Origin of the sequence: Lentibacillus saliphilus, from assembly GCF_019093865.1 — a bacterium.
Taxonomy (GTDB): Bacteria; Bacillota; Bacilli; order Bacillales; family Amphibacillaceae; genus Lentibacillus_B; species Lentibacillus_B saliphilus.
This window is the reverse complement of the sequence record NZ_JABJXD010000001.1, coordinates 751111-776870: the sequence shown is the minus strand read 5'-3', so window position 1 is coordinate 776870 and position 25760 is coordinate 751111. Positions and strand designations below refer to the sequence as shown.

Annotated in this window: 21 protein-coding genes and 1 other RNA gene; 17 read left to right on the top strand and 5 right to left on the bottom strand. The window is 39.9% G+C overall.

All coding sequences use genetic code 11. The features are described 5' to 3' along the window. Nucleotides 1-41 precede the first annotated feature (41 nt). On the top strand, nt 42-1499 hold the full coding sequence (locus HPC67_RS03890; protein ID WP_217586108.1) for a DUF4153 domain-containing protein: 1458 nt from the start codon (nt 42-44) through the stop codon (nt 1497-1499). Nucleotides 1500-1552: 53 nt separating this feature from the next. Beyond that, a complete protein-coding gene (gene uppS, locus HPC67_RS03885) occupies nt 1553-2254 on the top strand; it encodes an undecaprenyl pyrophosphate synthase (protein WP_217586107.1) in 702 nt (233 codons plus the stop codon). A gap of 84 nt (nt 2255-2338) precedes the next feature. Here uppS and fdhD read toward each other — a convergent pair whose 3' ends face one another. From fdhD to HPC67_RS03870, 3 genes are all read right to left on the bottom strand, one after another. Then, entirely contained in the window at nt 2339-3196 is an 858-nt protein-coding gene (fdhD, locus tag HPC67_RS03880; RefSeq protein WP_217586106.1) for a formate dehydrogenase accessory sulfurtransferase FdhD, read from the bottom strand. A 79-nt stretch (nt 3197-3275) separates the two neighbouring features. After that, on the bottom strand, nt 3276-5627 hold the full coding sequence (locus HPC67_RS03875) for an FdhF/YdeP family oxidoreductase (protein ID WP_217586105.1): 2352 nt from the start codon (nt 5625-5627) through the stop codon (nt 3276-3278). Nucleotides 5628-5776: 149 nt separating this feature from the next. Continuing rightward, entirely contained in the window at nt 5777-5914 is a 138-nt protein-coding gene (locus HPC67_RS03870) for a hypothetical protein (RefSeq protein ID WP_217586104.1), read from the bottom strand. A gap of 274 nt (nt 5915-6188) precedes the next feature. On the opposite strand from HPC67_RS03870, the gene HPC67_RS03865 reads away from it, so the two are divergent. The 5 genes from HPC67_RS03865 to HPC67_RS03845 are packed head-to-tail and all read left to right on the top strand — an operon-like array spanning nt 6189 to nt 12435. After that, a complete protein-coding gene (locus tag HPC67_RS03865) occupies nt 6189-7253 on the top strand; it encodes a hypothetical protein (RefSeq protein ID WP_217586103.1) in 1065 nt (354 codons plus the stop codon). 15 nt (nt 7254-7268) lie between these two features. After that, nucleotides 7269-8975 carry a protein-tyrosine phosphatase family protein gene (locus HPC67_RS03860; protein ID WP_217586102.1) on the top strand — a complete coding sequence of 569 codons (1707 nt, stop codon included), beginning with the start codon at nt 7269-7271 and terminating at the stop codon, nt 8973-8975. Nucleotides 8976-9013: 38 nt separating this feature from the next. After that, complete coding sequence (locus HPC67_RS03855; protein WP_217586101.1) at nt 9014-9907, top strand: response regulator transcription factor; 894 nt, start codon at nt 9014-9016, stop codon at nt 9905-9907. Further along, nucleotides 9907-10962 (top strand): HEAT repeat domain-containing protein, encoded by a 1056-nt coding sequence (locus HPC67_RS03850; RefSeq protein ID WP_217586100.1) that lies wholly within the window; start codon nt 9907-9909, stop codon nt 10960-10962. The genes HPC67_RS03855 and HPC67_RS03850 overlap by 1 nt, the downstream gene beginning before the upstream one ends. Nucleotides 10963-11016: 54 nt before the next feature. Then, the gene (locus HPC67_RS03845) at nt 11017-12435 is read left to right on the top strand and encodes a glycosyltransferase family 2 protein (protein WP_217586099.1); all 1419 of its coding nucleotides are present in this window, start codon (nt 11017-11019) and stop codon (nt 12433-12435) included. Between the two features lie 276 nt (nt 12436-12711). Here HPC67_RS03845 and HPC67_RS03840 read toward each other — a convergent pair whose 3' ends face one another. Continuing rightward, the gene (locus tag HPC67_RS03840; RefSeq protein ID WP_246569702.1) at nt 12712-14442 is read right to left on the bottom strand and encodes a methyl-accepting chemotaxis protein; all 1731 of its coding nucleotides are present in this window, start codon (nt 14440-14442) and stop codon (nt 12712-12714) included. Nucleotides 14443-14791: 349 nt separating this feature from the next. Here HPC67_RS03840 and HPC67_RS03835 point away from each other — a divergent pair, with 349 nt between their 5' ends. The 9 genes from HPC67_RS03835 to HPC67_RS03800 all read left to right on the top strand — a co-directional run bounded on the left by HPC67_RS03835 (nt 14792) and on the right by HPC67_RS03800 (nt 23224). Further along, a complete protein-coding gene (locus HPC67_RS03835; protein WP_217586097.1) occupies nt 14792-16270 on the top strand; it encodes a sodium:solute symporter family transporter in 1479 nt (492 codons plus the stop codon). 29 nt (nt 16271-16299) lie between these two features. Then, nucleotides 16300-16434 carry a hypothetical protein gene (locus tag HPC67_RS15845; RefSeq protein WP_281417491.1) on the top strand — a complete coding sequence of 45 codons (135 nt, stop codon included), beginning with the start codon at nt 16300-16302 and terminating at the stop codon, nt 16432-16434. Further along, nucleotides 16427-17008, top strand: a complete 582-nt coding sequence (locus HPC67_RS03830; RefSeq protein WP_217586096.1) for a cysteine hydrolase family protein — start codon at nt 16427-16429, stop codon at nt 17006-17008. Before HPC67_RS15845 ends, HPC67_RS03830 begins: the two co-directional genes overlap by 8 nt. Nucleotides 17009-17223: 215 nt before the next feature. Then, nucleotides 17224-18333, top strand: a complete 1110-nt coding sequence (locus tag HPC67_RS03825; RefSeq protein ID WP_217586095.1) for a CdaR family transcriptional regulator — start codon at nt 17224-17226, stop codon at nt 18331-18333. A 103-nt stretch (nt 18334-18436) separates the two neighbouring features. After that, on the top strand, nt 18437-19570 hold the full coding sequence (locus HPC67_RS03820) for a glycerate kinase (RefSeq protein WP_217586094.1): 1134 nt from the start codon (nt 18437-18439) through the stop codon (nt 19568-19570). Nucleotides 19571-19675: 105 nt separating this feature from the next. Then, nucleotides 19676-21037 (top strand): GntP family permease, encoded by a 1362-nt coding sequence (locus HPC67_RS03815; RefSeq protein ID WP_217586093.1) that lies wholly within the window; start codon nt 19676-19678, stop codon nt 21035-21037. A gap of 98 nt (nt 21038-21135) precedes the next feature. Continuing rightward, nucleotides 21136-21320: non-coding RNA, 6S RNA (ssrS, locus tag HPC67_RS03810), on the top strand. A gap of 138 nt (nt 21321-21458) precedes the next feature. Continuing rightward, complete coding sequence (locus HPC67_RS03805) at nt 21459-22895, top strand: MDR family MFS transporter (protein WP_217586255.1); 1437 nt, start codon at nt 21459-21461, stop codon at nt 22893-22895. A 29-nt stretch (nt 22896-22924) separates the two neighbouring features. Further along, entirely contained in the window at nt 22925-23224 is a 300-nt protein-coding gene (locus HPC67_RS03800) for a TIGR04104 family putative zinc finger protein (protein ID WP_217586092.1), read from the top strand. A 67-nt stretch (nt 23225-23291) separates the two neighbouring features. Here HPC67_RS03800 and HPC67_RS03795 read toward each other — a convergent pair whose 3' ends face one another. After that, on the bottom strand, nt 23292-23891 hold the full coding sequence (locus tag HPC67_RS03795; protein ID WP_217586091.1) for a class I SAM-dependent methyltransferase: 600 nt from the start codon (nt 23889-23891) through the stop codon (nt 23292-23294). Nucleotides 23892-24120: 229 nt separating this feature from the next. On the opposite strand from HPC67_RS03795, the gene HPC67_RS03790 reads away from it, so the two are divergent. Continuing rightward, on the top strand, nt 24121-25623 hold the full coding sequence (locus HPC67_RS03790) for an alpha/beta hydrolase (protein ID WP_217586090.1): 1503 nt from the start codon (nt 24121-24123) through the stop codon (nt 25621-25623). Nucleotides 25624-25760: the final 137 nt, after the last annotated feature.

Below are 25760 nucleotides of genomic sequence, written 5' to 3'. Positions count from 1 at the left end.
TATGTATATAGGCGACAATGTTGGGAGTGAGGAATGTGCGAATGCGCTATAGAAATATTGTGTTTATGATCATGTGTCTAGGGTTAGGACTACTTGCAGAACAAAGCTTTTTTCATGGATATGTAGGTATCTCGTTTCTTGTGTTTATTACAGGATTTTATAGTGTGTTATTTGCTAAAGTTCGTCTCTCATTTACGAATCGCCGCATAGGCCTTCTTCTAATGGGATCAATTTGGTTATTGGCCGCCTCTTTTGCAGTTTATGATACGGTGTTGTTTCGTCAATTAAATATGCTCCTAATCCCAACACTCATCTTTGTTCATGTCGTTACGATTACAAGTCCAAATGAGATTCAATGGAGTAAACTGAGCTTTATAACGTTGCTTTTGAAAAAGCTTAAAGAGATATGTATTTACGCTTTTTCTTTGATATGGACGTGTGGTCGTTGGTTATTAAAAGGCTTAGGAAAAGAACAGACACGAACGATCAAGCATGTCGTTTTAGGTGTTGCAATAGGTGTACCTTTATTTATAGGGATGACAGGTTTATTAATGCTTGCAGATGATCAGTTCCAAAACGTTGTTGTGAGTCTGTCAACTCATATTATCGGGTTCAATCAATTAGAAGTGATCGTTAGAACATGTCTTGCGGTTGGATTAGGTTTATTGTTTTTTGCGCTTTTCCAAGTGCTTAAACGTCCTGAGACACCTCGTTCGCTCAAACGTAACAACCAATCCTTTGATTTTAGCTTGAACGAGGTGACAGCACTGACGATTCTTTTAATATTAAATGCTGTCTATATTTTATTTGTAATCGTTCAGTTTAAATATTTCTTTGGGCAATCATTACAACCAGGTTTTACGTATGCGTCTTATGCGAGACGGGGCTTTTTTGAACTTATTTCTGTAACGGTTGTGAACTTAACCTTGTTAGTTGTTTTTCTGAAGCTAGTTAAACAATCAACTTCTTCATTCAAGATCGCTTTACGAGGGATGTATGTTTTGCTTGTGACTTCAAGTGTCATTATGCTCGTTTCCGCTTTTCAAAGGCTTTTAATGTATGAAGCAGCATATGGTTTTACAGTTGAACGGTTGTTGGCTCATATATTCATGATCTTTTTAATGGTTATTTTTGCTTATACGTTCATTCGAATTTGGATTGAACGGTTGGCACTACTTCATTTCTATCTCATTGTTGGCCTCGTATTTTATACTGGGATTCATGCGATTAATCTTGAACAAATAGTTGTTACAAGTAACTTAGAGCGTTATGCAGAAACTCATAAAATAGATATTGAATATATGGAGGCTCTGTCATGGACGGGGGTTGATGGCTTAATGACTCTTTATGAGCAAAACCCGGATTATCCTGGTCTAAAAGAAGTGCTTCAAATTAAAATGGAAGAGCTACCTGTCATAGCTGAGCAGGGGTGGCAATCATTCAATGTTGTAAAAAGTAAGACGGTCGAGCGCTTGAATAACCTTCAATTGAAAGAATGAAAAACGTTGTGACGTCGTTAAAGATATTTTTAGAAGGATGAGGGGGCATACACATGAACGGTTCAATACCAGATCATGTAGCGATTATTATGGATGGGAACGGAAGATGGGGAAAGCAAAGAGGATTGACGCGAAGTGAAGGGCACTATGCTGGTGTGCAAGCGATGGAACAGGTTATTGATGCGGGCATTGAACTCGGTATAAAGGTGATAACCTTGTATGCATTTTCATCGGAAAATTGGTCGCGTCCAAAAGATGAAGTCAATTATTTAATGCATTTACCGGTTAGGTATTTTAAACAAAAGCTTCCTGAATTTATAAGAAGAAATTGCCAAATACGTATTTCTGGGAACATAGCGACCTTACCAGCTGCAACGAAAGACGCGCTATTAAAAGCTGTTGATCAGACGAAAAGTAATGACGGTATTATCGTCAATTTCGCATTTAATTATGGTGGTAGAGCGGATATTGTTCAAGCTGTATGCGGCGTGCTGCGAGAAGTGAAGAACAACAACCTTAGCATAGACGATATTAATGAAGAGCTCTTTCATGATTACTTGTATACAGGTGACTTACCAGATCCAGATTTAATTATTCGAACTGGTGGCGAAAAGCGTGTCAGCAATTTTTTATTGTGGCAATCATCGATGTCGATGTTTTACTTTAGTGATGTGTATTTCCCCGACTTTACAAAAGATATGCTGAAGGAAGCTATATACAGTAGCTTCAATAAAGGAATGACAGCAGATTGGTAGGAGTGAAAGGGAAAAGGCTGGGACATCATATTTTGTCTCAGCCTTTTAAAATGGTGTTCTAATTTTGGAATGTCGGCCATCCAGTTATTGGTGTTCGGAATCGTGTTGATCGTTTGTTGAATGGTCCTTTTCTAGTGCAACTGTTGTTTGTTGAGCCTCGATAATGCGCGTCGGATGTGTATAAATATTCATGACACGGCCTCTGGCAAATCCAATGACTGTAATGCCGAGATCTTCTGCTAACTTAAGAGCCAAATCTGTCGGTGCTGATTTGGATATGATTATTCCAACACCAATTTTCGATATTTTTAGAAGGACCTCCGAGGATACACGGCCGCTAAATGCGATGAGTTTATCCTTTAAAGGGATACGTTCATAGAGAATTTGGCCATAAATTTTATCAAGTGCATTATGACGTCCAATGTCGGTACGCACAGTTAAAAGTTCATTCACGGTACAGAGTGCTGCATTATGAACACCGCCCGTTTCTTGAAAATCCTCGGATTGCGCTTGTAGCGCGCTCATTAAGCGATAGCATTGTGACGCATGAATAGACAGCCGACTCATGACGGTTTTAGCTGTTTTGACATCACTTTTAAAATAGAATTGTCGGCTTTTACCACAGCAAGAACCGATGACCCGTTTTGAATGGTCAATATCGTGTGGCTGAATGTGCTTATGAAGTTCAACGTGTGCGAACCCTCTAGAGCGATCAATGTGCAGCGATCGAATTTCTGCATATGTACGAATGACGCCTTCAGAGGCGAGAAAGCCGACAACGAGTGCATCCAGGTCAGTTGGCGAGCATACCATTGTTGCAAATTCTTCACCGTTTAACATGATCGTTAAAGGATACTCCGTTGCGACCTGATCTATTTTCGTACAATCGGATTCATTGTGGAATCTAATAATATGCCAATCTTGTTTTACCGTTTCATCCATCGGATCACCTTCCTTAAACATTCAATGAAACAGGACCCATGCGCTGAGTAATTGGGCCATGGGTCCTCGTTTTATGATGTTAGCTCATCTCCATTTCAAGCTCTTCTACACGTTTTTCTACATATTTTGTATCTTTATGAGCGTAATATGTTTCAGCCTTCTCAACGACGACGGCCGTATTATACTCTGGGATTCCTGCATAAGATTCATAGACGCCTTTAGGAATTAACACGTTTCCTTCTGGCCAGTGCACTTCTATATTTCCAGTTTTCACATCAACAAATTTAGCCCGACCTGTAAATGTTCCGAATGTGTTGTAGGCAACGATCGCATCACCTTCACGAATATTATGCTTTTGACCGTTTTCTGCATTCATTAGAATGTCATAGCGGTCAGCATCGTTGAAGGGATCTTTGTCACTGTAAATCATTGAATTAAATTGCTTGCCGCGTCTTGTTGTAACATAAAAATGGCCTTCAGGCTTACGCAATTCAGGTATTTCTACGGAGATTAAATTGCCTTTACCGTCTGGAGTTGGACAAATGCCGCCTTCACAGAGCCATGCACCGCCCCATTGAAAGACATCCCCCTGCTCTTTAAGATGTTGAATGCCGTTATAATTCGGATTTGCTTGGGCAATTTCCGCCCTAATATCATCCGCATGTTTAAAATCAATTAAGTCGGCTTGTTCTGGTTTGATCCGTTTTGCAAGGTCAACGTATATTTCCCATTCGGAGCGTGCTTCTTCAATTCGCGGCCCTTTAATTTCAGGTGAAAAATAGACCATGCGTTCAGTTGATGTCGATGTTCCTCCACCAGGCTGTTCATAACGTGTCATTGCCGGCAGAACAACAACAGCTTCTTTGGCATCAAGGAGTGTTGATGTATTTAAAATGATGTCTTGGTGGACACGGACGTCAATTTGCTCCAGACATTTCTGGACAAATTCTGGTTCTGGCATCGTCTCAAGGAAATTACCGCCTGACATATAATAAAGCTTTAGCTGACGTTCATGGTCGTCAGGTAGTAAGGCGTTTTCAAGTGATACACCGACGATATCCCCTTGCCATTCAGGGATGTCAAAGCCCCAAATATCACCAATGCGTTTGCGGTTTTTCTCGTTCATGTCCCCGCCAGGTAGCACAAATGGATCTGCGCCCATTTCACCAGAGCCTTGAACACCAGAATGACCTCTAATTGGCATGACACCACAATGTTCACGACCGATGAACCCACGGAGGAGAGCTAAGTTCGCAACCTGTGATACGTTGTCGGTTCCAAAACGGTGCTGAGTGAGTCCCATTGACCAGACGAAAACAGCGGATTTTGATTTGGCAAGCAGTAGTGCCAATTCTTTCATGCGTTCTTTTGATAATCCAGACGATTGTTCGAGCTGTTCCCAATCATATTGTGCGACGGTTTCCTTTAATGCATCATAATTGTTCACATGTGCCTTTACAAAATCATGGTCAATGGCAGATCCATGTTCTGCTTCCTCCATATCAAACCAGTGCTTCATAATGCCGTGCATAAAGGCAATGTCCCCGCCAATATTGACCTGGTACACATCATCGGCAATTTTTGTTCCGAACAGTGCCGATTCAGCAATGGAAGGGATCCAATATTCATCCATTGCTGGTTCATGATACGGATTGATAATAATGATTTTTGTTCCTTTTCGTTTTGCAGCATACATATATTTTGTTGAAACGGGTTGATTGTTTGCAGCGACGGATCCCCAAAATACGAGGACGTCTGAGCCAATCCAGTCTTTATAGTTACAGCTGGATGCTCCAATACCAAGTGAACGGCTGAGTGCTGTTTTAGAAGGAGAATGACAGATGCGTGACGCATTATCAATATTGTTCGTTCCTAAAAATCGTGCGACTTTAGCAGCTACATAATACGATTCATTTGTAATGCCGCGAGACGTTAAATAAAAACCAGATTGCTTAGGATGAATCGCTTTCATTTTATTTGCAACGATATCAAGGGCATCATCCCATGACAGGCGACTAAATGTCCGATCACCAGGTTTTCTGATAAGTGGATAAGGGATGCGTCCGAGTTGACGAAGCTCAGTGCTATCCATCTCTCTTAGTTCATCAATGTCCTTGTGAAGGATATCAGGTTTAATCGCTTTCATTGTATTGAGGCGCAATACATTGAGTCGAGTTGTACATAGATGCGGTCCCTTTAATGTTTGATCCTGCAAGCCAGATACCCCTAACGCACAGCCGTCACAAACCCCTTTGGTTAAAATACGTGTGGCATATGGTAGGTTATCCTTGTTTTCCCAAACGACCTTCATCGTGTCGCGAATATGGTGTGGTTTGATTTTACCCAATCCGAATGGCACTTTGCTTGCCCAAAGACTCGGGTCAGGCTTTTTTGTCATTTTCATTGGTCCAGTATGCTTCGTATCTCCCATTGTGATCCCCCTTAAAATGATGTAATGAAGTCGAACTGTATACCTATGAGTCTTTATTTAATTCAAATAAACAAGATTCATAGATGTTTTCTTATTTCTGTTACAATTTCAATTTGTTTGTCACGGTATTCGCCCTCAGTATACACCATTTAAGATGTGAGTTCACCTACGACGGTCGGTTTTCTGATTTTAACGTCTTTTTGTGCTGCTTGAAGCTTGCGAATATCAGATCTGATCCAAATAGACATTCCAAGTGCAACAGTAAATAAGGCTCCAAAAATCATCATCGTTAAGTTGTAGCTTTGTGTTGTATCATAAATGAGTGAAAGAGAATTAGTTCAACGATTCCAGCCATTTCCCAAGCTGTTTTGTTCCGAATAAATCACTAATCAATAGTTTGCCGAAAAATGAAATAATAACAGGGAAGTTGAATTTTTTCAGGACTATTGACCTATACTTAGTTCGCTTATACATTACCCTGTATAGGTCATATGGTATAATGAAAGTGTACATTTAAGGCGCAAATCAACATACTAAAATCGTCTTCAGAGGGGGGCAGCTATGAAAAAACGTCTTATACCACTTGTATTTGTATTCATTTTAAGTCTTCCTTTTCTCATATGGGCATTTATTCCTAAAACAACAATGGACATTGCAATTGTTGATAAAACGGTTCCGCGAACAGATTATCGTGAGCATCTCGGTTTGTTTCAAATATTGTGGCAGCAAAAGTTGGTGAAGCCAAATGGTGAGAATTATGATTTAGGTAATGATTACTTCGGTTATGATCCATATGAACAAGCACCACTGCCACCTTATAATGTGGGAGATCAAAATCTTGATTTAATATATATATCAGATACATATGGTGTGTATAGTGATGATATTGAGGAAAAACCTGATGGGGACCGTTCCGAATTAATATATGGTGGGATGTCTTTAGAGGAATGGAATGCGGTGATGGCTAGTAAAGGGCCAGACACAACATTAATTGCTGAATATAATACGTTTGCTTCCCCGACAGACCGGAAAATGAGTCGTGTGATCCAACAAAATTTAGGGGTGACTTGGACAGGCTGGATCGGGCGCTTTTTTGAGGATTTTACCAGTGATGAAGTCCCTGCTTGGTTAGTTGCCAATTATGAGGAACAGTATGAAACACCGTGGCCGTTTACAGACTCTGGAATTGCCTTCGTTCATGACGATGATCATATTATTATTGTAGAAACAGATATAATGCCTCAATTCAAGCCGACTGAACGAGGAAGTGCACGATTTGAGAAGCTGAGGTCAAGTTCATACGGATATTGGTTTGATGTCGTCACACCAGCTCGTAATCAGGCCATTCTCGCAAACTATCATTTAAATGTTTCTGATCAGACAGTAAAAGAGCTTAAACGATCTGGTCTTTCACAAACCTTTCCTGCTGTCCTGCATGATGAAAAAGAAGATATTTTTTATTTTGCGGGAGATTATGCTGATTACCCAAACAGAGCGCATATGAATTGGGTTGGTTCAACGTTCATGTTTCAAGTATTTGCAAAAGATGAGCGTGCCTTTTACTGGCGCTCATATGTGCCATTAATGCAACACATATTAACCGACATTCAAGAAAGAAACGGATAGAAAGGACGTGTTATCATGACAAATCGTCCACGCTTACGTAAGTTGAATAAATTTCTCCTTTGGTTCATATTGCTTAGCACATTTGGAGTCGGTGGCGGTATTTTATTCCTGCTGTTTGGTGTCGTACCAATTGAACAGTCTTATACCGATCGTGGCTGGTCACAATACCGAATTGACAATGTCATGAAGTATTATGTTCTTGGGTGGGTTGTGTTTGGTTTTATCGTCTCATTCGTGTATTACCGATTTGTTGTTAGAAAAGAACGCTGGAAAACAGCAATTGTTCTGATGCTTAGCTCAATTGCATTGTGTGGCTTTAGTTTGCACTTCTTCCTGAATACAGGTGCAGGACTCGTTCAGCAATCTCAAGGAGAAGTCGTTGAAGGTGAGCGTTTTACCTTTGGACCGTACCCAGAAAAGGGCGATATGGAACGCATAAAGGCTCAAGGCTACGATGGAATTATTACTTTACTAAGTCCAACACTCCCAATTGAAAAACCACTTTTAGATAAAGAACGAAAGAATGCTGAAGCTGTAGGAATGGACGTGTTTTCTTACCCAATGCTCCCGTGGGTTGGCGACAATACGGATTCTATTGAACAAATAAGAGAACTTGTTGCCAATAGTGATAAGAAGTATTATGTGCACTGTTATTTGGGACGTCATCGGGTTGATATCGTTAAGCAAGTCATTAATGAAGAAGGTGGCTTAGATTATGATGTTATGTTTTTACAGCCGACAACGTTTGAAAGAGGCAATACCTACTATCTACCAGAAGATCAATTATTGCTAGGACCATACCCGACCGATGAAGAATGGTTTACTCGGATTAAACGCGCAGAGGTGGAAGAAGTGATCACGCTTCTTCCAAATGATAAAACGAAATGGATTGATGGCGCGCAACAAGTTGCTCAGGAAATGAATATGACTTTTACTCATATGCCATTAAATAGTGATTTCACGAAGGGCGACCTTTTAGAAATTGTTAATTATGTAAAACAGCAGGATCATAAAATTTTCTTGCACCGTTTTGCTAGTAAGGACGAGATTTTAGCATTAGAAGCATTGTTGAGCTGGGGAGAGGCAATTATGCATCCACGAGACTTAACGATTAATGACAAGCCTTTAGAAAATGTCGGTGCAAAAGTCCTCATTGGATCAGAGCCATCGGAACAAGTTGAAAAGCGTCTAAAGGAAGCAGGCGTCAATACGTTTAGGATGATAGGTCGCAATGCATCAAAAAAAACGATTTACCAGACATTACTAAATGTGAAGCAACAGAAACAAACAGCTTATATTTACGTCGAGGTGCAGTCGGCGATACCGCGCATTAAACAGATGCTATACGGACTTTTATACGGAAACGATGGGAAAAATCCAGCCTTTGATGGGTTGGCATTAACCCGCGGTTCAGTTTATAATCATGAACGTAATTTAATTGTCGGACCGGTCCTTTCAAAAGCGGAGTACGAATCATTAGCAATGGAACATGGCTTTGCACAAATTATTTATTTGCACTCAGCTAGTGTAACGGACACATCACAGCTTCAAGCAATTAAAGAGCAAGCAGAGCATGCACATATTCCTCTCCATGTGATTGATATGAGTGAAGGGTATGAATCCGAGCTCATTGATCAAATTGAGCAAGAAAATGGCTTAAATTATGTGATGACGGATGATGAACTAGTTGAATATATAAATGAATTTATTAATGGGTATTAATGCGGCCGTTTTAACGGGGACTGCGGGGAGGCAGCAAGATGGCACAGATCACGAAAGATAATCAAGGCAAAATCAATATACTTGATGGCGAATTGCTGCCAGTCATCTTTAGTATGCAAACAGCTTCGGTGGCACGATCAAAAATGACATTTACGTTACTGTTTATGTCGCCTCAACAAATAGGCGTTGCAGATGACTGGAAAGCTGATCCATCTACTTATGAGGTGTTTACGGATTTTCTAATCGAACAGATTCGTGATTCTGATATGCTGTTTCTTTTTCCAACAGAAAAGGTTGCCGTCCTTTTACTCCCATTTTCCGGTGAAGTGGAGGCGGCGTTTGCGGTCGAACGTATGAAAAAAAACTATGCCACAATTGACCCGTATCGTCATTTTTATACAGCGGTTGTTGAAATTGCCAACAGCCATGCTCAATATGATGACGTGTGGCAAAATGGTATGACAGCTCTTGCTTTATGCCATTCACAGCCTCCTTTTGCAATTGAAGCGGTGGATTGGCATAAAGAGCGAGAAATTGAAACGATTAAAGTTAGTATTATTGAGCCTGATGAAACGACGAAAATGACGCTTCGCATTTTACTTGAGCGAATGTCATTGTCTCGCTTTACCCTTATGATTGAAACATATCATGATGGTCATGACTTCCTTACATCGCGCTGGCATACGTCTGGTCATACACATCTTGTGATGATGAATGATATTTTACCGAGGCAAAATGGTGTTGAGGTTTTAAATGAACTTCGGCTTATGCCGAACAGTGACAAATATATTATTTTCATGATGTCAGATAAACAAAGTGAATCCAATATGCTTTATGCCTATGAAAAAGATGCGGATGAATACATTGTTAAACCGTTTAACATCAAACTGCTAGAAGCAAAAATTAAGCGTGTTTTAAAGAGGCTACGCTAATGAGGGGGCTCATATGGACCGTTGCCGGCATAAGTGCACTGTTGATCATCGTTCTCTTCATTTTGCTCGGCTATTTATTGATTCAGAGAACCATTGAGAGCCGGCGCAACAAGAGGGTTAAACAGTATAAAGCTCAGTTTGTGGAGCATTGGTTGCTTTATTTACTAGAAGGCGTTGATCCCCCAGAAGGTGGGCTACCACAAAAAAGAGAAGCGTATGTAGCAATCGATGATGTGTTTTATCATTATTGCTTCAGTATATCGGATCATCTGCCTAGAAAAAGAGTGCGCTGGTTCGTGGAGAATTATATGGTGGACTTTTATAAAAAGAAATTGTTGAGTTCGAGATGGGATGAACGCCTCAATGCCCTTCATCGTATAACAGACCTTCAGCTGCAAATGTTTGTTGATGATGTTCGGTCTATGCTGAGACGTGAGGATAAAGTCTATACGGAGGCTGAATACGTTCAAATGTATGTGATTATGGCGAAATTTGATGTGTATGATAGCTATGCCTATTTACAGAATCCCCAAGTAAGCTTAAATGTCTTTCACTATACAACTATATTAAATGAAGCAGCCCCGCGGATTTTTAATAAGGTGATTACGCACTTCAATACGTCTCCGCTTCAGCTTAAGTTGGCAATCATTGATGTGATAGGATTAAAAAAACAAGTCACTTATATTGATGTATTAGAAACCAATTTACAAAGTGATGATGAAGAAATTCGGATTCGCAGTTTAAAAGCAATTGATCAAATTGGTTTTGTGAAGGAGGCCTCCATATATGCTGCTTTTGCTCAATCTGATCGTTGGCCGGAGAGGCTCATGGCGGCACGTATATTTTTACACATTCCTAATGATTGGGTTATTGATGCACTATTCGATTTGCTACGAGATCCTTCATGGTGGGTGAGAAAACGAGCAGCGGAAACACTCAGCCAAAAACACGGCGGTACGAGTCTACTACAAGATGTCATCAATCAAGATACAGATCCTTATGCAATTGATCAAGCTAGAGCGATTTTAGCCCGTCAAGTAGAAACTGGCACATGACACAACCTATTCTGACCATGGAACCAACATAGATAAAGAGAGGAGAATGTCGAGATGGAATTTATGTCAACTGCAATTGATATCTTCGCCTTTATTTTGTTGGTTTATATGGTCATTGCCATTTTATCTTATAGCATAATGCTCTTCACAGCTGTTCGATTGCTCTTGAAAAAACGCTATCTTGACAAGACGGCACTCGATGCACGTTATTTAAATACACCGCATCTGAAGCCGGTTTCTGTTATTGTTCCTGTTTACAATGAGGAGAAGGGGGTTTTAGTAAGCGTTCAATCTCTCCTCGGTTTGAAATATCCTGAATTCGAAGTGATTATATCGAATGATGGGTCCAATGATGATACACAAAAAACGTTAATTGACCATTATCAAATGACGGAAATCTCGTTACCAATTAGACAACGTATTCCAACAAAAAAACCAATTAAAGCTTTATATCAATCGAATATATACCCCAATTTGTTGTTGGTGGATAAAGATAATGGTGGCAAATCGGACGCCTTAAATGCAGGCTTGAATGTATCAAATTATCCGTTTTTCTGTTCAGTAGACGGAGATTCAGTTCTGGAGAAAACATGTTTACTGCGTGTTATGGAGCCTTTAGCAACGTCTGATCAGGTGATTGCTTCGGGTGGGAGTATTCGCGTTGCTAATAACTCAGACATTCAAATGGGCGAAGTGCTTGCCGTAAATCTACCTCAAAAACCGTTTGCCATTATGCAGCTTATTGAGTATGTACGGGCATTTTTAATGGGGCGAACAGCTCTAAGTCAATACAATTTAAATTTAATCCTTTCCGGAGCATTTAGCGTATTTTCCAAAGAATGGGTCATGAAAGCAGGCGGCTATCGAACAGATATTGTTGGTGAAGATATGGAATTGGTCGTAAACCTTCACCGGTTAATTAAGGAGAGTGGAGAGGATCGGCGAATTGTATTTGTACCAGATCCTGTTTGTTGGACGGAAGTACCAGAAACGATGCAGGGACTAGGGCGACAGAGGAGAAGATGGCATCTTGGGCTCATTCAGAGCTTATGGAAGCACAAGAAAATGACGTTTAATCCGAAGTATGGTTTGATCGGCACATTGTCTTTTCCTTATTTTTGGCTCATCGAATTTTTAGGACCAATGATTGAACTCGGCGGCTATATTTTTGTTGTTATTGCCTTTCTGATGGGAGAGGTATATTTTGAACTGGCGATCCTACTCAGCTTGTTGTTTGTACTTTACAATTCGATATTTTCTATGGCTTCTGTTTTATTAGAGGCGTGGACATTAAATCGCTATCCAAAGAGAAGAGATTTATTGAAAATAACCTTGTATTCACTCACGGAAACGTTCTGGTTTCGACCGATTAATTCTTTTTGGCGGCTACAGGGATCTATCCAATTTTTAACGCATACTAAAAAGTGGGAAAAAGCTGATCGAAAAGGTTTCGGAACATCTCAGTCAAAATAAGGTAGCTTTATATTTCATGACAAGATCGGTTACAATCTGAAATATTGATTTTCTATGTCAACGTCATTTACAAAATGATTACATGCTGTTTATGTGTGCTTAATAATCCTTTGGTATACTATACATGTAGAATTCTTCTAAGGTTATCTGACCAGATGAAGATGTTTACCCCCCCTTATTATATATAGAAAAACTGTTCGATGTTCATGGTTACACCGCCATGTCTCGAACAGTTTTTTCTTTCTATTAGAAATGCTATCCGTTTATCGCTCTCTCTTACTTTTCGATTTCAAAGCGATTCACATGAAATTTCAGTGCGTCGGCTAAATCTAAAAGCTTCGTGCTAATGTCATGTATTCCGTTAATCTGAGTGATTTGTGTTTCACTGCTGGCAAGCATTTCTTCTGAACTTGCCAGTGTTTCTTGTGCGACAGATGCAAAGCTTCTTGATGTCTCCTCCAAGTGTGGCAAGTTTTTGGCTAAATCCTTTAACATATGCTGCATATCTTCTAACCTTTGCCCAACGTCTAGTGTGTTTTTAACGAACGTATCAAACGTTGATTTCGCAAGATGAGACATTGCGAGGTTAGACCGAGTTTGATCTTCAATTTGTTCAAACTCAGCTGTAGCATCCTTCGAAATATGTCCCATATGCTTTATCGATTGTGTAATCCGCTCTGCAGCGTTTGATGATTGTTCTGCGAGCTGTCTGACTTCCGTGGCAACGACAGCGAAGCCTTTACCTGCGTCTCCTGCACGTGCTGCCTCAATGGTCGCGTTCAAAGCAAGAAGCTTTGTTTGTTCCGCTATGTTGTGAATCAAGTCAATCAACTCTGCAATAGCGTCTGCAGTCGTTTCGACATGACGGATCGTCGTCGTTAAATGGGAAAAATCTTTCTCGAATGTCTGTATTGTCTTCATTAATTGGTCCATATTGTTTTCGCCATCTCTTGCGGATTCATTCATATCATCTGCACGCTTGAAGAGGGCGTCCATATTATGAATGATCGTCTCGACTTTTTCCATCATGGCGTGAATGTTGTTGGCACTTTCTTCAGATTGGTAGGCCGTGTGGTCTGCTCCTTGTTTAACAATGTGCACAGCATCAGTTAAGTCTTGTCCTGACTCTAGAGTTTGGTTGGATGCTGATTTAAGATGATGTCCTGTATGTTCAAGATTCTGAGTTGTCGTCTTGAGCTCATTGAGAATCGTTGACATATGGCCAATCATAGCTTCATAGCTTTTATGTAATGATCTGATTTCTGGGAGTGTCGTCCTAGGCGGTTCAACGCGCTTTAAATTGCCAGAACGAACCGATCGCATCATCTCTCTTAAATCAGTGAGCGGCTGGGTGAGACTTTTAACAAATATAATGATCACAATGACGGCTATTAAGATACTTACAAGGCTCACACCTAAAATCATATACGCCATGTTCTCTATCGGGGCTAAATAGGCCTTTTTTGGAACGAGTAATACGTATGTTCCTGCAATTTCTTTCATATGCTGAAACGAAAGCGTATAAAGCTTCCCATCAATTGTTTCATGTATCATACCGGTTTCTTTGTTTTGAATCTCATTAATAACGGTATCAGGTATATTGGGAAAATCTTTACTGCTGACATTAAACGGTATTGCTTTATCATTTTGGATATAGAAATAATCAGACGGTATGTCATCAGAAGCGAGCTTGTTCTGTTGCGACCGAATCGTCAATTCAAGCTGCTGCATAAAGTAGTCATCATCACTGACGTAAAGAAACTTCAAATTTTCCGCTAAAAATCCCATCAACTCAGTTTCTCTAATCAGACGATCTTCAATAGCGTTCGTCGTGAGATCCTTTGCTTTTATGTATGACAATGTTCCAACTAATGTAATCGTAAAGCTGAGTAATACAATAAATAAAATGATTAACCGATATCGCAAATTGATTTTATGGTGGAATGCGTCTTTCTGAATTGTTAAGTGTTCGGTTTGTTCAAGCTGATTAAAATTAGATTGGTGCATAGACACAGAAGATCCCCCTTGATTCATAGTTGTCTTATAAGAGCAGTATATCAACCAACTAACGGTTTGATTGTTAAGACTTGGTAAAATTGACCTATTGGGTGGGGGATCCTGCATAGCAATAAGAGCCTATTAACCTGATAAAATGTTTTTGAGTGACTATTCTATTAAAAATGAATTTTATAAGTAAAGTAAAGCGACTTTAACGATTTGTATAATAGATTGATTTTGTTTAGTGTTTAATCCGTTTTATCTACTGAAATGGCGATATATGCTATTTTATGTCGTTTTTTAAGAATAGGTGAGTCTGCTAGCATAGAATTATATAAAAAAGAAAGGGAAGGTGGATATGGAAGGTTATCTTTTACTAGGTGTATTTGGTTTGTTTTTCATTATGCTCGCTATCATAACAACCAAACTATTTAACATTAATGATGCAGATGAATTTATTGTGGCTGGACGAAAATTACCCTTTGGTTTAATTGCAGCTAGTGTCATGGTGTCTTGGATATGGACAACGTCTCTTCTGGGATCAGCAGAAGCAGGGATGTGGTATGGAATAGGTGGTGGGATGGCTTTTGCAGTAGGATCATTTGTACCATTTTTTTTCTTTTTACCGATTGTGCTTAGAATTAGAAAATTAATGCCGAATGGCGTTACATTTACATCTTTTATAAGTGGACGTTATGGGAAAAAATTACAACTTGTATTTTTGTTTTTTGTAATCTTACTCGCATTATATGTCTCAACCGAGCAATTAATTGGCATTGGTTATGCTATATCATTACCCTTTGATATACCTTATACAGCAGTTGTTATTATCTCTGCGGTAATAATAACGTTATATATTAGTATTGCTGGTTTACGTGGATCTGTCTTTAATGATCTCATTCAGTTTTTTGTAATTTCTTTGGTTGCTTTCGTTTTTCTACCTCTCATTTTAAAAAATTACGGATTTGAGCAGTTATACAATGGCCTTGTTGATGTGGCTACCAACAAAAATAATCCGAACTATAATCCAGATAGTTTGAATTTGTTTGCTCCTGCAGCATTAAGATATTTAGTGGTAGCAATGGTTGTCAGTATGGGATTTGTATTACTCGGTCAAGGTTACTATTCAAAGGCGATTGCTGCAATTAGTAGGAAGACATTGATATATTCCTTTTTAGTTGGGACAATCTTAGCTTGGGCGCCGATTCCGATATTATTTGGTACCGTGCTAGGTGGGACTGGATTGGCAATGGATCTTGTCCCGGGTGAAGATATACGAGTGACAACAGATGTTGCACCTTATGTGTTTTCTGAATTTTTTTCTTCAACAGGTAGTCTGATATTCTCTTTAATGGTGTTCATGGCCGGCATTACAACTGCTGGTAATTCGATTGTTGGATTACAAGGTATTTTAATAGAAGATATTCACCCAAAAATCTATAAGGGAAGTCATGCATCAGATACACAAAAGGTGAGGTTCGCGCGTATTGTTACATTAATTTTTGGCGTAATTATTATGATCTTTGCGATTGTACTCGAAGGTGTGTCCTTATTGTACATTGACATTTTGAGTGGCATACTTTTTGCCGCACCACTAGGAGCGTTTATTCTCGGTTTATTTTGGCGTCGACCAAATCAAACCATAGCAATTTGGTCAATTGTGCTCGGTGTTACAGGGGGCGTATTAACATTTCTTTTGATAGACGATCCTGATATTGATTATTTTTATGGGAATGTTGTTTCATTAGTATTGCCATTTATTATAGTTATAATTGGATCATTATTTTCAAAGGAAGCGTATCATTTTGATCAACTAAAACACTATCGTCCTAACTAACAAAACAATATTGTGAGGAGGAGATCTTTTTGTTGAGTTTTGGAGCGTTTCAAATTTATGTTTGGATATTCTTAATCATGGGCTGGATTGGAACGATTATTATTAGCGTGTCCTCGATTATTGAAGTAGTTAAATTAGTAAAGGGTGTAAGGAACAATGCTTGAATTTGATACACGTGATAAGACAGCTATCTTGTTAATTGATATGCAAAATGACGCCGTTAAACCAAATGGAATACTACCAGCTGAAGATGCACTTGAGATTATCGAACCAATTGACCATTTATTACAATTAGCTCGACAGCATACCTTGCCAATTATTTATACGCAACATATACATCGAAATGATTTGAGTGACTTTGGAATTGCTCGTTATTTCGAACCACCAAGCTGTCTTGAAGATGGTTTAGGAAAAAATATTATTGACGAATTAACACCTCAAGAATCTGATATTGTTCTTTTAAAAAGAAGATATGATGCATTTATCGGCACAGAGCTCGATTTAATTCTTCGTCAAAAAAATATTAAAAATCTCATTGTAGCAGGCGTTTTGACAGATGGTTGTGTTTTAGGAACTGTCGCCCACGCAAGAGGTCTTGACTATAAGGTCTGTCTTTTGGAAGATTGTACAAGAGGAACAACTATAGAAAAGCATAGAGCAGCTTTGAAAGTGCTTGAAACTTATTGCGCTAAAGTTACGACGCTCGAAAACGCTAAACAGATTTTTGATATGACGTGATATTTTAATATGCCAGAAGGGGATAATTGGTCTCAATTTCCTCTTTCTGGCTATTTTTTCATGGAAAGGAACATTTTAAATTCACATTTGACCTCACTTTCGTCTGAAATTGTGAGTCTACTTTTCTAAATTTATATTATGATATAGTGTAGAGAAACATTTTGGCGTGTATATTAAACGCTTATCACACCATGAGTTTAAAGGAGATCATACTTATGTTGTTACAAATGACGAAGGAAATCGGTCAAGAAATTATTGCGCGATTATCGGCATATACCGATGTTGATATGAACATTATGGACATGAACGGCATCATCGTGGCGAGTACGGATTCGAGCCGATTGGATCACGTTCATATAGGTGCGGTGAAAGTCATCGAATATCAACAGGAGATTGTATTGTATCAAAAAGATATTTCTGCTTATCCTGGGACAAAGCCTGGGGTAAATTTACCGATAATGTATCAAAGACAGATTAAAGGTGTTGTAGGGGTGAGTGGACAGCCAGGCAAAATAAAACAAATTGCTGGAATTGTTCGGGCAACTGCCGAGCTGGTTCTTGAACAGATTCATATCGAACGAGAGACGTATTTTATTGAGCGGCGTTGGAATAACTGGATCCATCAATTGCTTCATCCACTGGGCTATGATGAGGAACAATTATTAAAGGAAGCAACGTACACACTGGAGGTTAATCCGAGTGGGAAATGGCGCATGATTGTGATGACCGGTTTTAAAATGCAAGAAAATGTAGAAGGTCTACGTGCTGCATTTTTAACTGATGGCATACCGTTTTTATTTGTTCTGCCTTTTATGAATGACGAAATTGTCATTGCTGCTGATCAGTCGTTTGAAGATTTTCAATGGCTTATTGAACAAGTTAATTACCAATCAGAAACAATGGTGAATCTCGGGATCGGTCATGTTGAAGAAGGCATTAAAGGGTTAAGAGATTCCTATCACCAAGCAAAGCAAGCGCTTGATTTCGCGAAGGGTGAGAAGATGATATCAAATGTAGCCGATTGGCCTATTGAAAGAATTGTTGCATCTGTTCCCGAATCGATCTACTCATCGATTTGTAGTAAATACTATCAGACATTATATGAATTAGGAGATGCATACTTTGAAACGATAGAGACGTACATGGCTTACAATTTTTCATTAAAGGCAACAGCCGATGCCTTACATATTCATAGAAATACGTTGCAATACCGATTAGACCAAATAAAGGAAAAAACAGGGTTAGATCCACGGACAGCTCAAGGCTCATTTCTATTACAGGTCGTACTCACACATCAAAACATTTGTGCATATGACCAAAAATAAAGCCCTAAACATCAGCAAATTTTATTAATACAGCTAATTGTAATCGCTGTCAATTTATCATTTAATAGATTTATAGCTTGCAAGAAAAGGAGTCCTGACCAACATGAACATCGTCATCGCACCAGATTCGTTCAAAGGCAGCATTACAGCCTTACAAGCATCAGAGATTATGGGGAAAGCTGTTCAGTCGATTTTAGAGGATTGTTACATTCACTTACGGCCAATGGCAGATGGGGGCGAAGGTACTCTTGAATCAATGAAAACAGCGCTAGATGGAAGAGAGGAACGCATTACATGTACAGGCCCCCTTGGTCATCCAATACATACGTCTTATGCCATTGTTGCTGATAATATAGCAATTATTGAATGTGCGAACATTGCAGGGCTTACACAAGTGCCTCTATCGTCGCGCAATCCAGATCATACGACGACATATGGGATTGGTGAGGTAATAATTGATGCGTTAGATAAGGGTTGTACGTCTTTGGTGATGGGATTAGGTGGTAGCGCTACGAATGATGGTGGACTTGGAATGCTTCAAGCGTTAGGTATGAAGGCTTATGATACAGCCGGACAGCTGTGTGGCCCGTTTGGAAAGGATTTGTTTCGGGTTGCTTCCGTTGATATGACAAGGTTGGACAGTAGACTGGCCCAAGTTCATATTCAAGTCGCGAACGATGTAGACAATCCGTTATGTGGTGACAAAGGCGCGAGTGCTGTGTATGGCCCACAAAAAGGTGCTGACAAACAACAAGTTGTTCAGTATGATAACGCATTGAAAGCGTATGGCAAGCTCGTTGAATCTACATCTACATTGCACCAAACCAATATGGAAGCAGCTGGTGCGGGCGCTGCTGGAGGACTCGGTTTTGCATTGCTTTCTCTAGGCGCAGAGCTTGTTTCAGGGGCAAAATTGGTTGCTGAGCACATTGGTCTTGAAGCAGTTATAAAACAGGCTGACCTCGTGTTGACAGGAGAGGGACAAAGTGATCAACAGACGATGTATGGAAAGGCTCCAGGGTATGTGGCTGAACTCGCAGCACGTTATCACGTTCCAACAGTGTTAATTTCAGGAGCGTTAAGTGATGATTCTGACGTGCTTCGTAAACAATTTGCCGGCTGTTTTTCGATTGCTCACAAGCCTATGACTCTAGGCAAAAGCATAGAGCAAACAGAGACGTTACTGTATCGTCAAACACAGCACATTATGCATTTTTGGCGCAATGTGCAGAGGTAAGCAGGCGAACTGCTTAGTGATTGTGAGTGGGATATCCACTGCTTAATTTAGTCAATTTTAGGAAAAAGATCTAAAGAAGATCAAATTTAATAAAGAGGTGAACACATGGAAGGGTTCGGATTAATAGTACTAATTGCTGCCGGTGTTTTATTTATTGTCTTTGCAACTGCCAAATTAAAGCTTCACCCATTTTTATCTTTGTTAATGGCTGCATTTATCATAGGGATCCTCGCTGGATTACCTTTGCCAGAAGTTGTTGCTGCAGTCAATGGCGGTTTTGGCGGGTTGATGGGCGGCATTGGCCTTGTCATTGTGTTCGGCACAATTATAGGGGTTATTTTGGAAAAATCAGGTGCAGCTCTTCGAATGGCTGAAGTCGTACTTCGGGTTGTCGGTGAAAAACGACCACAGATGGCTATGAGCTTGATTGGGGCAATTGTAAGTATTCCAGTATTTTGTGACTCTGGATACGTTATATTGTCTTCTTTGAAAAAGGCGTTGGCAAAACGTGCAAAAGTGACCGTTGCATCAATGGCGATTGCACTATCAACAGGGCTATTTGCCACACATACATTGGTACCGCCAACTCCTGGCCCCATTGCGGCTGCCGGTAATATCGGGGCAGAAAATTATTTAGGAACGATTATTTTAATTGGCTTTGTTGTCGCAATACCAGCAATTATTGCAGGGTATTTATGGGCAATAAAGGTAGGACCGAATATCCAAGTTGAAGGTGAAAATGATCATGATCCAGCTTATGATTATGAGGAGATCTTAAAAGCATTCGGTGATTTACCATCCACCTTTAAGTCGTTTGCACCAATCGTCGTTCCAATTGTTTTAATCGGGTTTAGCTCAGTCATTACGTTTGCAGGTTGGACAGGAACGGTTTTTGATGTATTGCAATTTTTAGGCGCACCAGTTGTCGCGTTATTGATCGGTGTTTTGTTTGCTTTCTTACTGATGCCAGAATATTCGGAGGCGACATTAACTGATTGGGTTGGGGCAGGCATTAAGGAATCTGCACCGATATTGCTTATTACAGGTGCAGGTGGGGCATTTGGTTCCGTCATTAAAGCGACACCTGTGGCAGATTTTATTCAAGGCTTAGGAGAGGGCGCATTTTTTACAGGCGCATTATTTATTCTCATTCCATTCCTAGTAGCAGCAGCTTTAAAGACGGCGCAAGGCTCATCAACTGCAGCGCTCGTTATTACATCGACTCTCGTTGCCCCATTGTTAACAGAATTGGGTATTTCTGGTGCATTGCCACTTGCACTCGTTGTCATGTCAATTGGAGCTGGGGCGATGGTTGTATCACATGTTAATGACAGCTACTTCTGGGTCGTTAAAGAGTTTAGTGATATGAGTGTGACTCAGGCATACAAAGCTCAGACAGCGGGTACACTCATTCAAGGTCTCGTTGCGATTACTGTTACATTTATCCTTTGGGTTGTATTTGTATAGATAGCACGTTTGTAAGCGCATACTGGAATAGTCTAGAAGGATAAAAAAATGGTTTGTTTTACCGTTGATTTTAAGTGTGTGAACGTGTATCATATAGTTACAAGCTACGATGTTCGTATCTAACTAAGTTTTAACCTCTACCTATAGAATAGGGAGTTTAACATCGGAATCTAACTGTCGTGCCGTTCGCAAGCGGAAGACAAGACGATTTCTGCAGACACCCACCTGGTTGATGTGGTGGTTTAAAACTTTCTATCATGCATACGGCATTTGTGGCTCGTGACTACATATTTAAAGACCGGTCTTCCTGATGAGGAGGATCGGTCTTTTCGTTTGTTTAAGGTGTCTTAAGCGTGACACGTTGACATGATCATATGTTTTTCCATATAATTCATGTACATTGGTAGAAACGAAAGAAGGTGTGTCATTGCAAAAGAAACATCAAATCTTGATTGTCGTTGTGTTGATCTCAGGTGCATTTCTTGCGATCTTAAATCAAACGCTCTTGGCAACTGCCATACCGCCAATTATGGCGGAATTCGATTTAACCGAGAATACAGCGCAATGGGTGACAACGATTTTTATGCTTGTGAACGGCATTATGATACCGATTACAGCATTTTTAATTGAGAGATTTACGACAAGGGGACTGTTATTAACAGCGATGGCGACGTTTGCGATTGGCACGCTGATTTGTGCGCTCTCACCAACCTTTACCATTTTAATGGTCGGAAGAGTTGTGCAGGCAGCAGGGGCTGGTATTATGATGCCGCTTATGATGACGGTTCTCTTACTTATTTTTCCTATTGAAAAACGCGGTTCTGCAATGGGATTCGTCGGACTTGCGATCTCATTTGCACCGGCGATCGGACCGGTTTTATCAGGATGGGTTATTGACAATTATCCTTGGCGCGTAATGTTTTATATCATTCTACCGCTAGCATTATTAGACATTATATTTGCTTACTATCTGATGAGAAATGTGACCGAACGAACATTTCCTAAAGTAGATTTGTTATCGATTGTCATGTCTGTTCTCGGGTTTGGAGGTTTGTTATTTGGCTTCAGTGGTGTCGGTAATCATGGCTGGATGAGTCCGCTCGTTACAATACCTCTTGTGGTTGGCGTTGTTGCGTTAGTGTTGTTTATTCTTCGACAGTTAAAGCTTAAGCAACCGATTTTGGAATTTAGAGTGTTCAACGATCAGACATTTACCATATCAGTTGTGATTGGAATGATTGCGTTCCTTGGTTTGATTGGATCTGAGACGATTTTACCGATATACATGCAAAATATGGCCGGATTTACGCCCTTTGAATCTGGGTTAATGCTTATGCCAGGCGCTCTTTTAATGGGATTAATGTCACCAATTACAGGTCGTATATTTGACCGTTATGGTGCCCGTCGGCTCGTGATGACGGGGTTACTGATCATGACGGTGACAACCTTTTTATTTACAAGACTATCATCAGAAACATCGTTTACATATTTGACGGTTGTGTTTGCAATTCGGATGTTTGGTCTGTCTATGGTGATGATGCCAGTGACAACGGCGGGGCTCAATGAACTGCCTAAACGGTTAATTCCACATGGGACAGCGATGACGAATACGATGCGCCAAGTTGCCGCGTCAATTGGTACGGCGATATTGATTACGGTGATGACGATGGGTTCACTCAATGCTGGAGCTGACGCAGCGCCTACCAACTTAATTTCTGGTGTGAATTTAGCATTTCACGTGATGACCGTTTTAACATTCATCGGATTTTTGCTTGCCTTAAAGATCAAACGTGCGACGCCGAGTGAGCAAAGAAACGTCACGTTGGATAAAAAAGATGATGTGCAATCTCATGCATGATTGGTCGTTAAAAGAGGGGAGGAAGTCTTTTGACAAAGTGTGACGCATGTGGGGTTAAGTTTAAGTGGGAGGACATTTTCGTTAATATTTGGGCACTATACCGCCCTATCCGATGTCGAGCATGTGGTGTGAAGCATAAAATTGTTTATGCTTCAAGAACGCTTGCGGCTATTGCAATAGTCGTACCCATTTTTGCTGTTGCCTTTTTAATTCCAGGTTTGTCTGTTGGATTAAAGGTGGCAGTCATTTTTGGACTCGGTTTTTTCGTATCGTTGTTGCTTCCGTTCATATTAAAATATGAATCTAATTATGAGGATTACAAGCGTTAAATAGGGAGATTAAACTAAAAAGGCCGGTGCAGTTTTGAATGAACTGCCCGGCTTCTTTTTCGTTGTATTATTTTTGTATGACAACTTGAATAACATGTCCAGTCCCGGTATGACGAGCACCCTCATGTCGCTCTGCCTCACCGTAATAAAAGTGACGGCATGTGTATGGCTTGATCCATGCTAAAATTTCAGCAGGATCATATAAGTGATCAATAGAAGGCGGTCCCCCTGTTTGATACGTGAGTTGCGATTCTGAATAAACCTCGAATAAAATGAGGCCGCCACGTTTAACCGATTGAATGATGTTTTGAATGAAAAAGTGTTGATCTTCCTTAGGTACATGTCCAAAAACCATAATTGCTGCATCATATAGATCGGCAGGTATGGTATTCTTTGTAAGATCGGCGGCTTCTGTGTGAACGGAAACATGATGTCGCTCGGCTAATTGTTTTGTTTTTTGGAGTCCTACTGTAGATTGATCATAAGCAGTAACAGTGTGGCCTAGCGTTGCTAAATAAACAGCATTTCGACCTTCACCTTCAGCAAATGCACCAATTGTGGCACCGCTTGATAGGAGATCTGCTTTCTCTTTTATAAATGCATTCGGATGCTCCCCATACGTATAATCCACTTCTGAAAACCGTTCGTCCCACTTTGCTTTCGACATGTCAATCCCCCCTAAAAAATGACTACTATCGACTAGTTTAGCATATAAAATTTTGAAGACGATATCATTTGCTTATGGGGCTGGAAATACCGTGTGTCAACCTTCTGCATTTTAGTTTACATGTCAATTTATTAAATGACAGAGGCAGGACTTTTGGCCTTTAAAATCGAATTATGTAATAGGTGACCTATTCACTATATTTGAAAATTAAATAGGGAGGTGTATCTACATGGCTGTGATAAAACGGGATGATGTGCTTATTCATTATGAACATCTCCAAGCCACGTCACCCGACATTAAAGAAACTCTTATTTTAATTCATGCTTTAGGACTAGACATGCAATATTGGGATGAAGCAATTGAACATCTACACCCGCATTATCATATATTTCGCTATGATTTACGGGGACATGGTCAAAGCTCTGCTGGCAGTGGAAAAACGACAGTTCAAGATCTCTGTGATGATTTAGAATGGTTGCTGTCAGAGCTTGAAATTACGTCTTATCATATTATTGGCCACGGGCTAGGCGGCTTTCCAGGTGTCCGTTTAGGTGCCCAAAATAAGGAAGGCTTGAAGACAATTACATTAATGAGCGTTCCCCTTCATTTCCCTAAAAATCTCGCTAATCAAGTTGTGATGGCACGAAAACAAATAGTAGGAGATAGTGAAACGATGCTTCCTCTTGGTGATCACGTTGTTGATCAAGCATTTTATAGACCAACTGAGGATTTAAGACAACAGATTAAAGATTCATATAGCAAAGTGAATTCATCCGTTTATTTTGATATTTTTTCTGTGAAGAGTCTTGAGTTAACGATCAATGATTTACAAGCTATTTCAAAGCCAATTTTGATTCTCTCCGGCTCAGCAGATCCTAAGTTCATCCCTGAATTGAGTCATGCCAGTTTGAACTTCGCAACGCATGCAAGGCACTACTCAGTTCCTAAGGCATCTTTTATGGTCCAAGTTGATCAGCCAAAGCTCATGAGTGATTGGATACATGAATTTATTCAAGAAGAGCATGATGAAGTATACCCAAATAGTTACCGCAGACAATTCAGAGAAGAAATGTACCAAGAGATTAAAGATCGGATAATTAAAGATGATGCACTATACACTGATGACGTATGCATTTCGATCATGAATGGCTTTTCTGTATCCATCAATGGTAAAAAAAATGTTGCTGGTTTTAATCAAAGGAAAGCGAAACAGATCGTCGTATATTTAGCTTTCAAACAATCAGCGACGAGAGATGAACTATGTGATTTACTTTGGCCGGAAAGTGACTTGACGCAAGCACGTAACCAACTAAGAGTGTCCTTACATCATTTGAAAAAGCTGCTCACAATCCCCTCACACCATGATAGCCTTCTCAGAACAGATCGAGAACACATTTATATTAATGCAAAGGTACAATGTGATTTATTAGATCATATAAATATGATCCATCATGCTCAAAGTTTGAATGTTCAAGAAGAAAAGATAGCAGAATATGAACGTTTGCTCGGTCAAATATCATCACAAACATTTCCTGTCCTATATGAAGAGTGGTTTCTTGAGCGGTATCACTCGTTAGAATCCGAATGGCTAGCGATGTCCCTTTATATTGTTGATTACTACGAAGCAAAAGGCAATGTGTCAAGAGCAATTTATTATTTAGATATGGCACTTAAGTTCGATCATAATGAAACAGAACTCATAAGTAGACGTGAAGTCTTGTCTAAACGCTAGGTTTATGTAATAGCATTTCAACTGCGCTGATGCGATGCAATTCGAATCAAACAAACCGAATGGTGATCGATCTAACTAAGCACTTATTGATTATTTGATATTCGAAGGGCCTTTATATACATGATAAGTCCTTCGAT

Excerpts from the sequence above, each read along its gene's own strand:
- HPC67_RS03890 (WP_217586108.1), top strand. The coding sequence starts at position 42 with ATGCGCTATAGAAATATTGTGTTTATGATCATGTGTCTAGGGTTAGGA.
- uppS (WP_217586107.1), top strand. The coding sequence starts at position 1,553 with ATGAACGGTTCAATACCAGATCATGTAGCGATTATTATGGATGGGAAC.
- fdhD (WP_217586106.1), bottom strand. The coding sequence starts at position 3,196 with ATGGATGAAACGGTAAAACAAGATTGGCATATTATTAGATTCCACAAT.
- HPC67_RS03875 (WP_217586105.1), bottom strand. The coding sequence starts at position 5,627 with ATGGGAGATACGAAGCATACTGGACCAATGAAAATGACAAAAAAGCCT.
- HPC67_RS03870 (WP_217586104.1), bottom strand. The coding sequence starts at position 5,914 with ATGATGATTTTTGGAGCCTTATTTACTGTTGCACTTGGAATGTCTATT.
- HPC67_RS03865 (WP_217586103.1), top strand. The coding sequence starts at position 6,189 with ATGAAAAAACGTCTTATACCACTTGTATTTGTATTCATTTTAAGTCTT.
- HPC67_RS03860 (WP_217586102.1), top strand. The coding sequence starts at position 7,269 with ATGACAAATCGTCCACGCTTACGTAAGTTGAATAAATTTCTCCTTTGG.
- HPC67_RS03855 (WP_217586101.1), top strand. The coding sequence starts at position 9,014 with ATGGCACAGATCACGAAAGATAATCAAGGCAAAATCAATATACTTGAT.
- HPC67_RS03850 (WP_217586100.1), top strand. The coding sequence starts at position 9,907 with ATGAGGGGGCTCATATGGACCGTTGCCGGCATAAGTGCACTGTTGATC.
- HPC67_RS03845 (WP_217586099.1), top strand. The coding sequence starts at position 11,017 with ATGGAATTTATGTCAACTGCAATTGATATCTTCGCCTTTATTTTGTTG.
- HPC67_RS03840 (WP_246569702.1), bottom strand. The coding sequence starts at position 14,442 with ATGCACCAATCTAATTTTAATCAGCTTGAACAAACCGAACACTTAACA.
- HPC67_RS03835 (WP_217586097.1), top strand. The coding sequence starts at position 14,792 with ATGGAAGGTTATCTTTTACTAGGTGTATTTGGTTTGTTTTTCATTATG.
- HPC67_RS03830 (WP_217586096.1), top strand. The coding sequence starts at position 16,427 with ATGCTTGAATTTGATACACGTGATAAGACAGCTATCTTGTTAATTGAT.
- HPC67_RS03825 (WP_217586095.1), top strand. The coding sequence starts at position 17,224 with ATGTTGTTACAAATGACGAAGGAAATCGGTCAAGAAATTATTGCGCGA.
- HPC67_RS03820 (WP_217586094.1), top strand. The coding sequence starts at position 18,437 with ATGAACATCGTCATCGCACCAGATTCGTTCAAAGGCAGCATTACAGCC.
- HPC67_RS03815 (WP_217586093.1), top strand. The coding sequence starts at position 19,676 with ATGGAAGGGTTCGGATTAATAGTACTAATTGCTGCCGGTGTTTTATTT.
- HPC67_RS03795 (WP_217586091.1), bottom strand. The coding sequence starts at position 23,891 with ATGTCGAAAGCAAAGTGGGACGAACGGTTTTCAGAAGTGGATTATACG.
- HPC67_RS03790 (WP_217586090.1), top strand. The coding sequence starts at position 24,121 with ATGGCTGTGATAAAACGGGATGATGTGCTTATTCATTATGAACATCTC.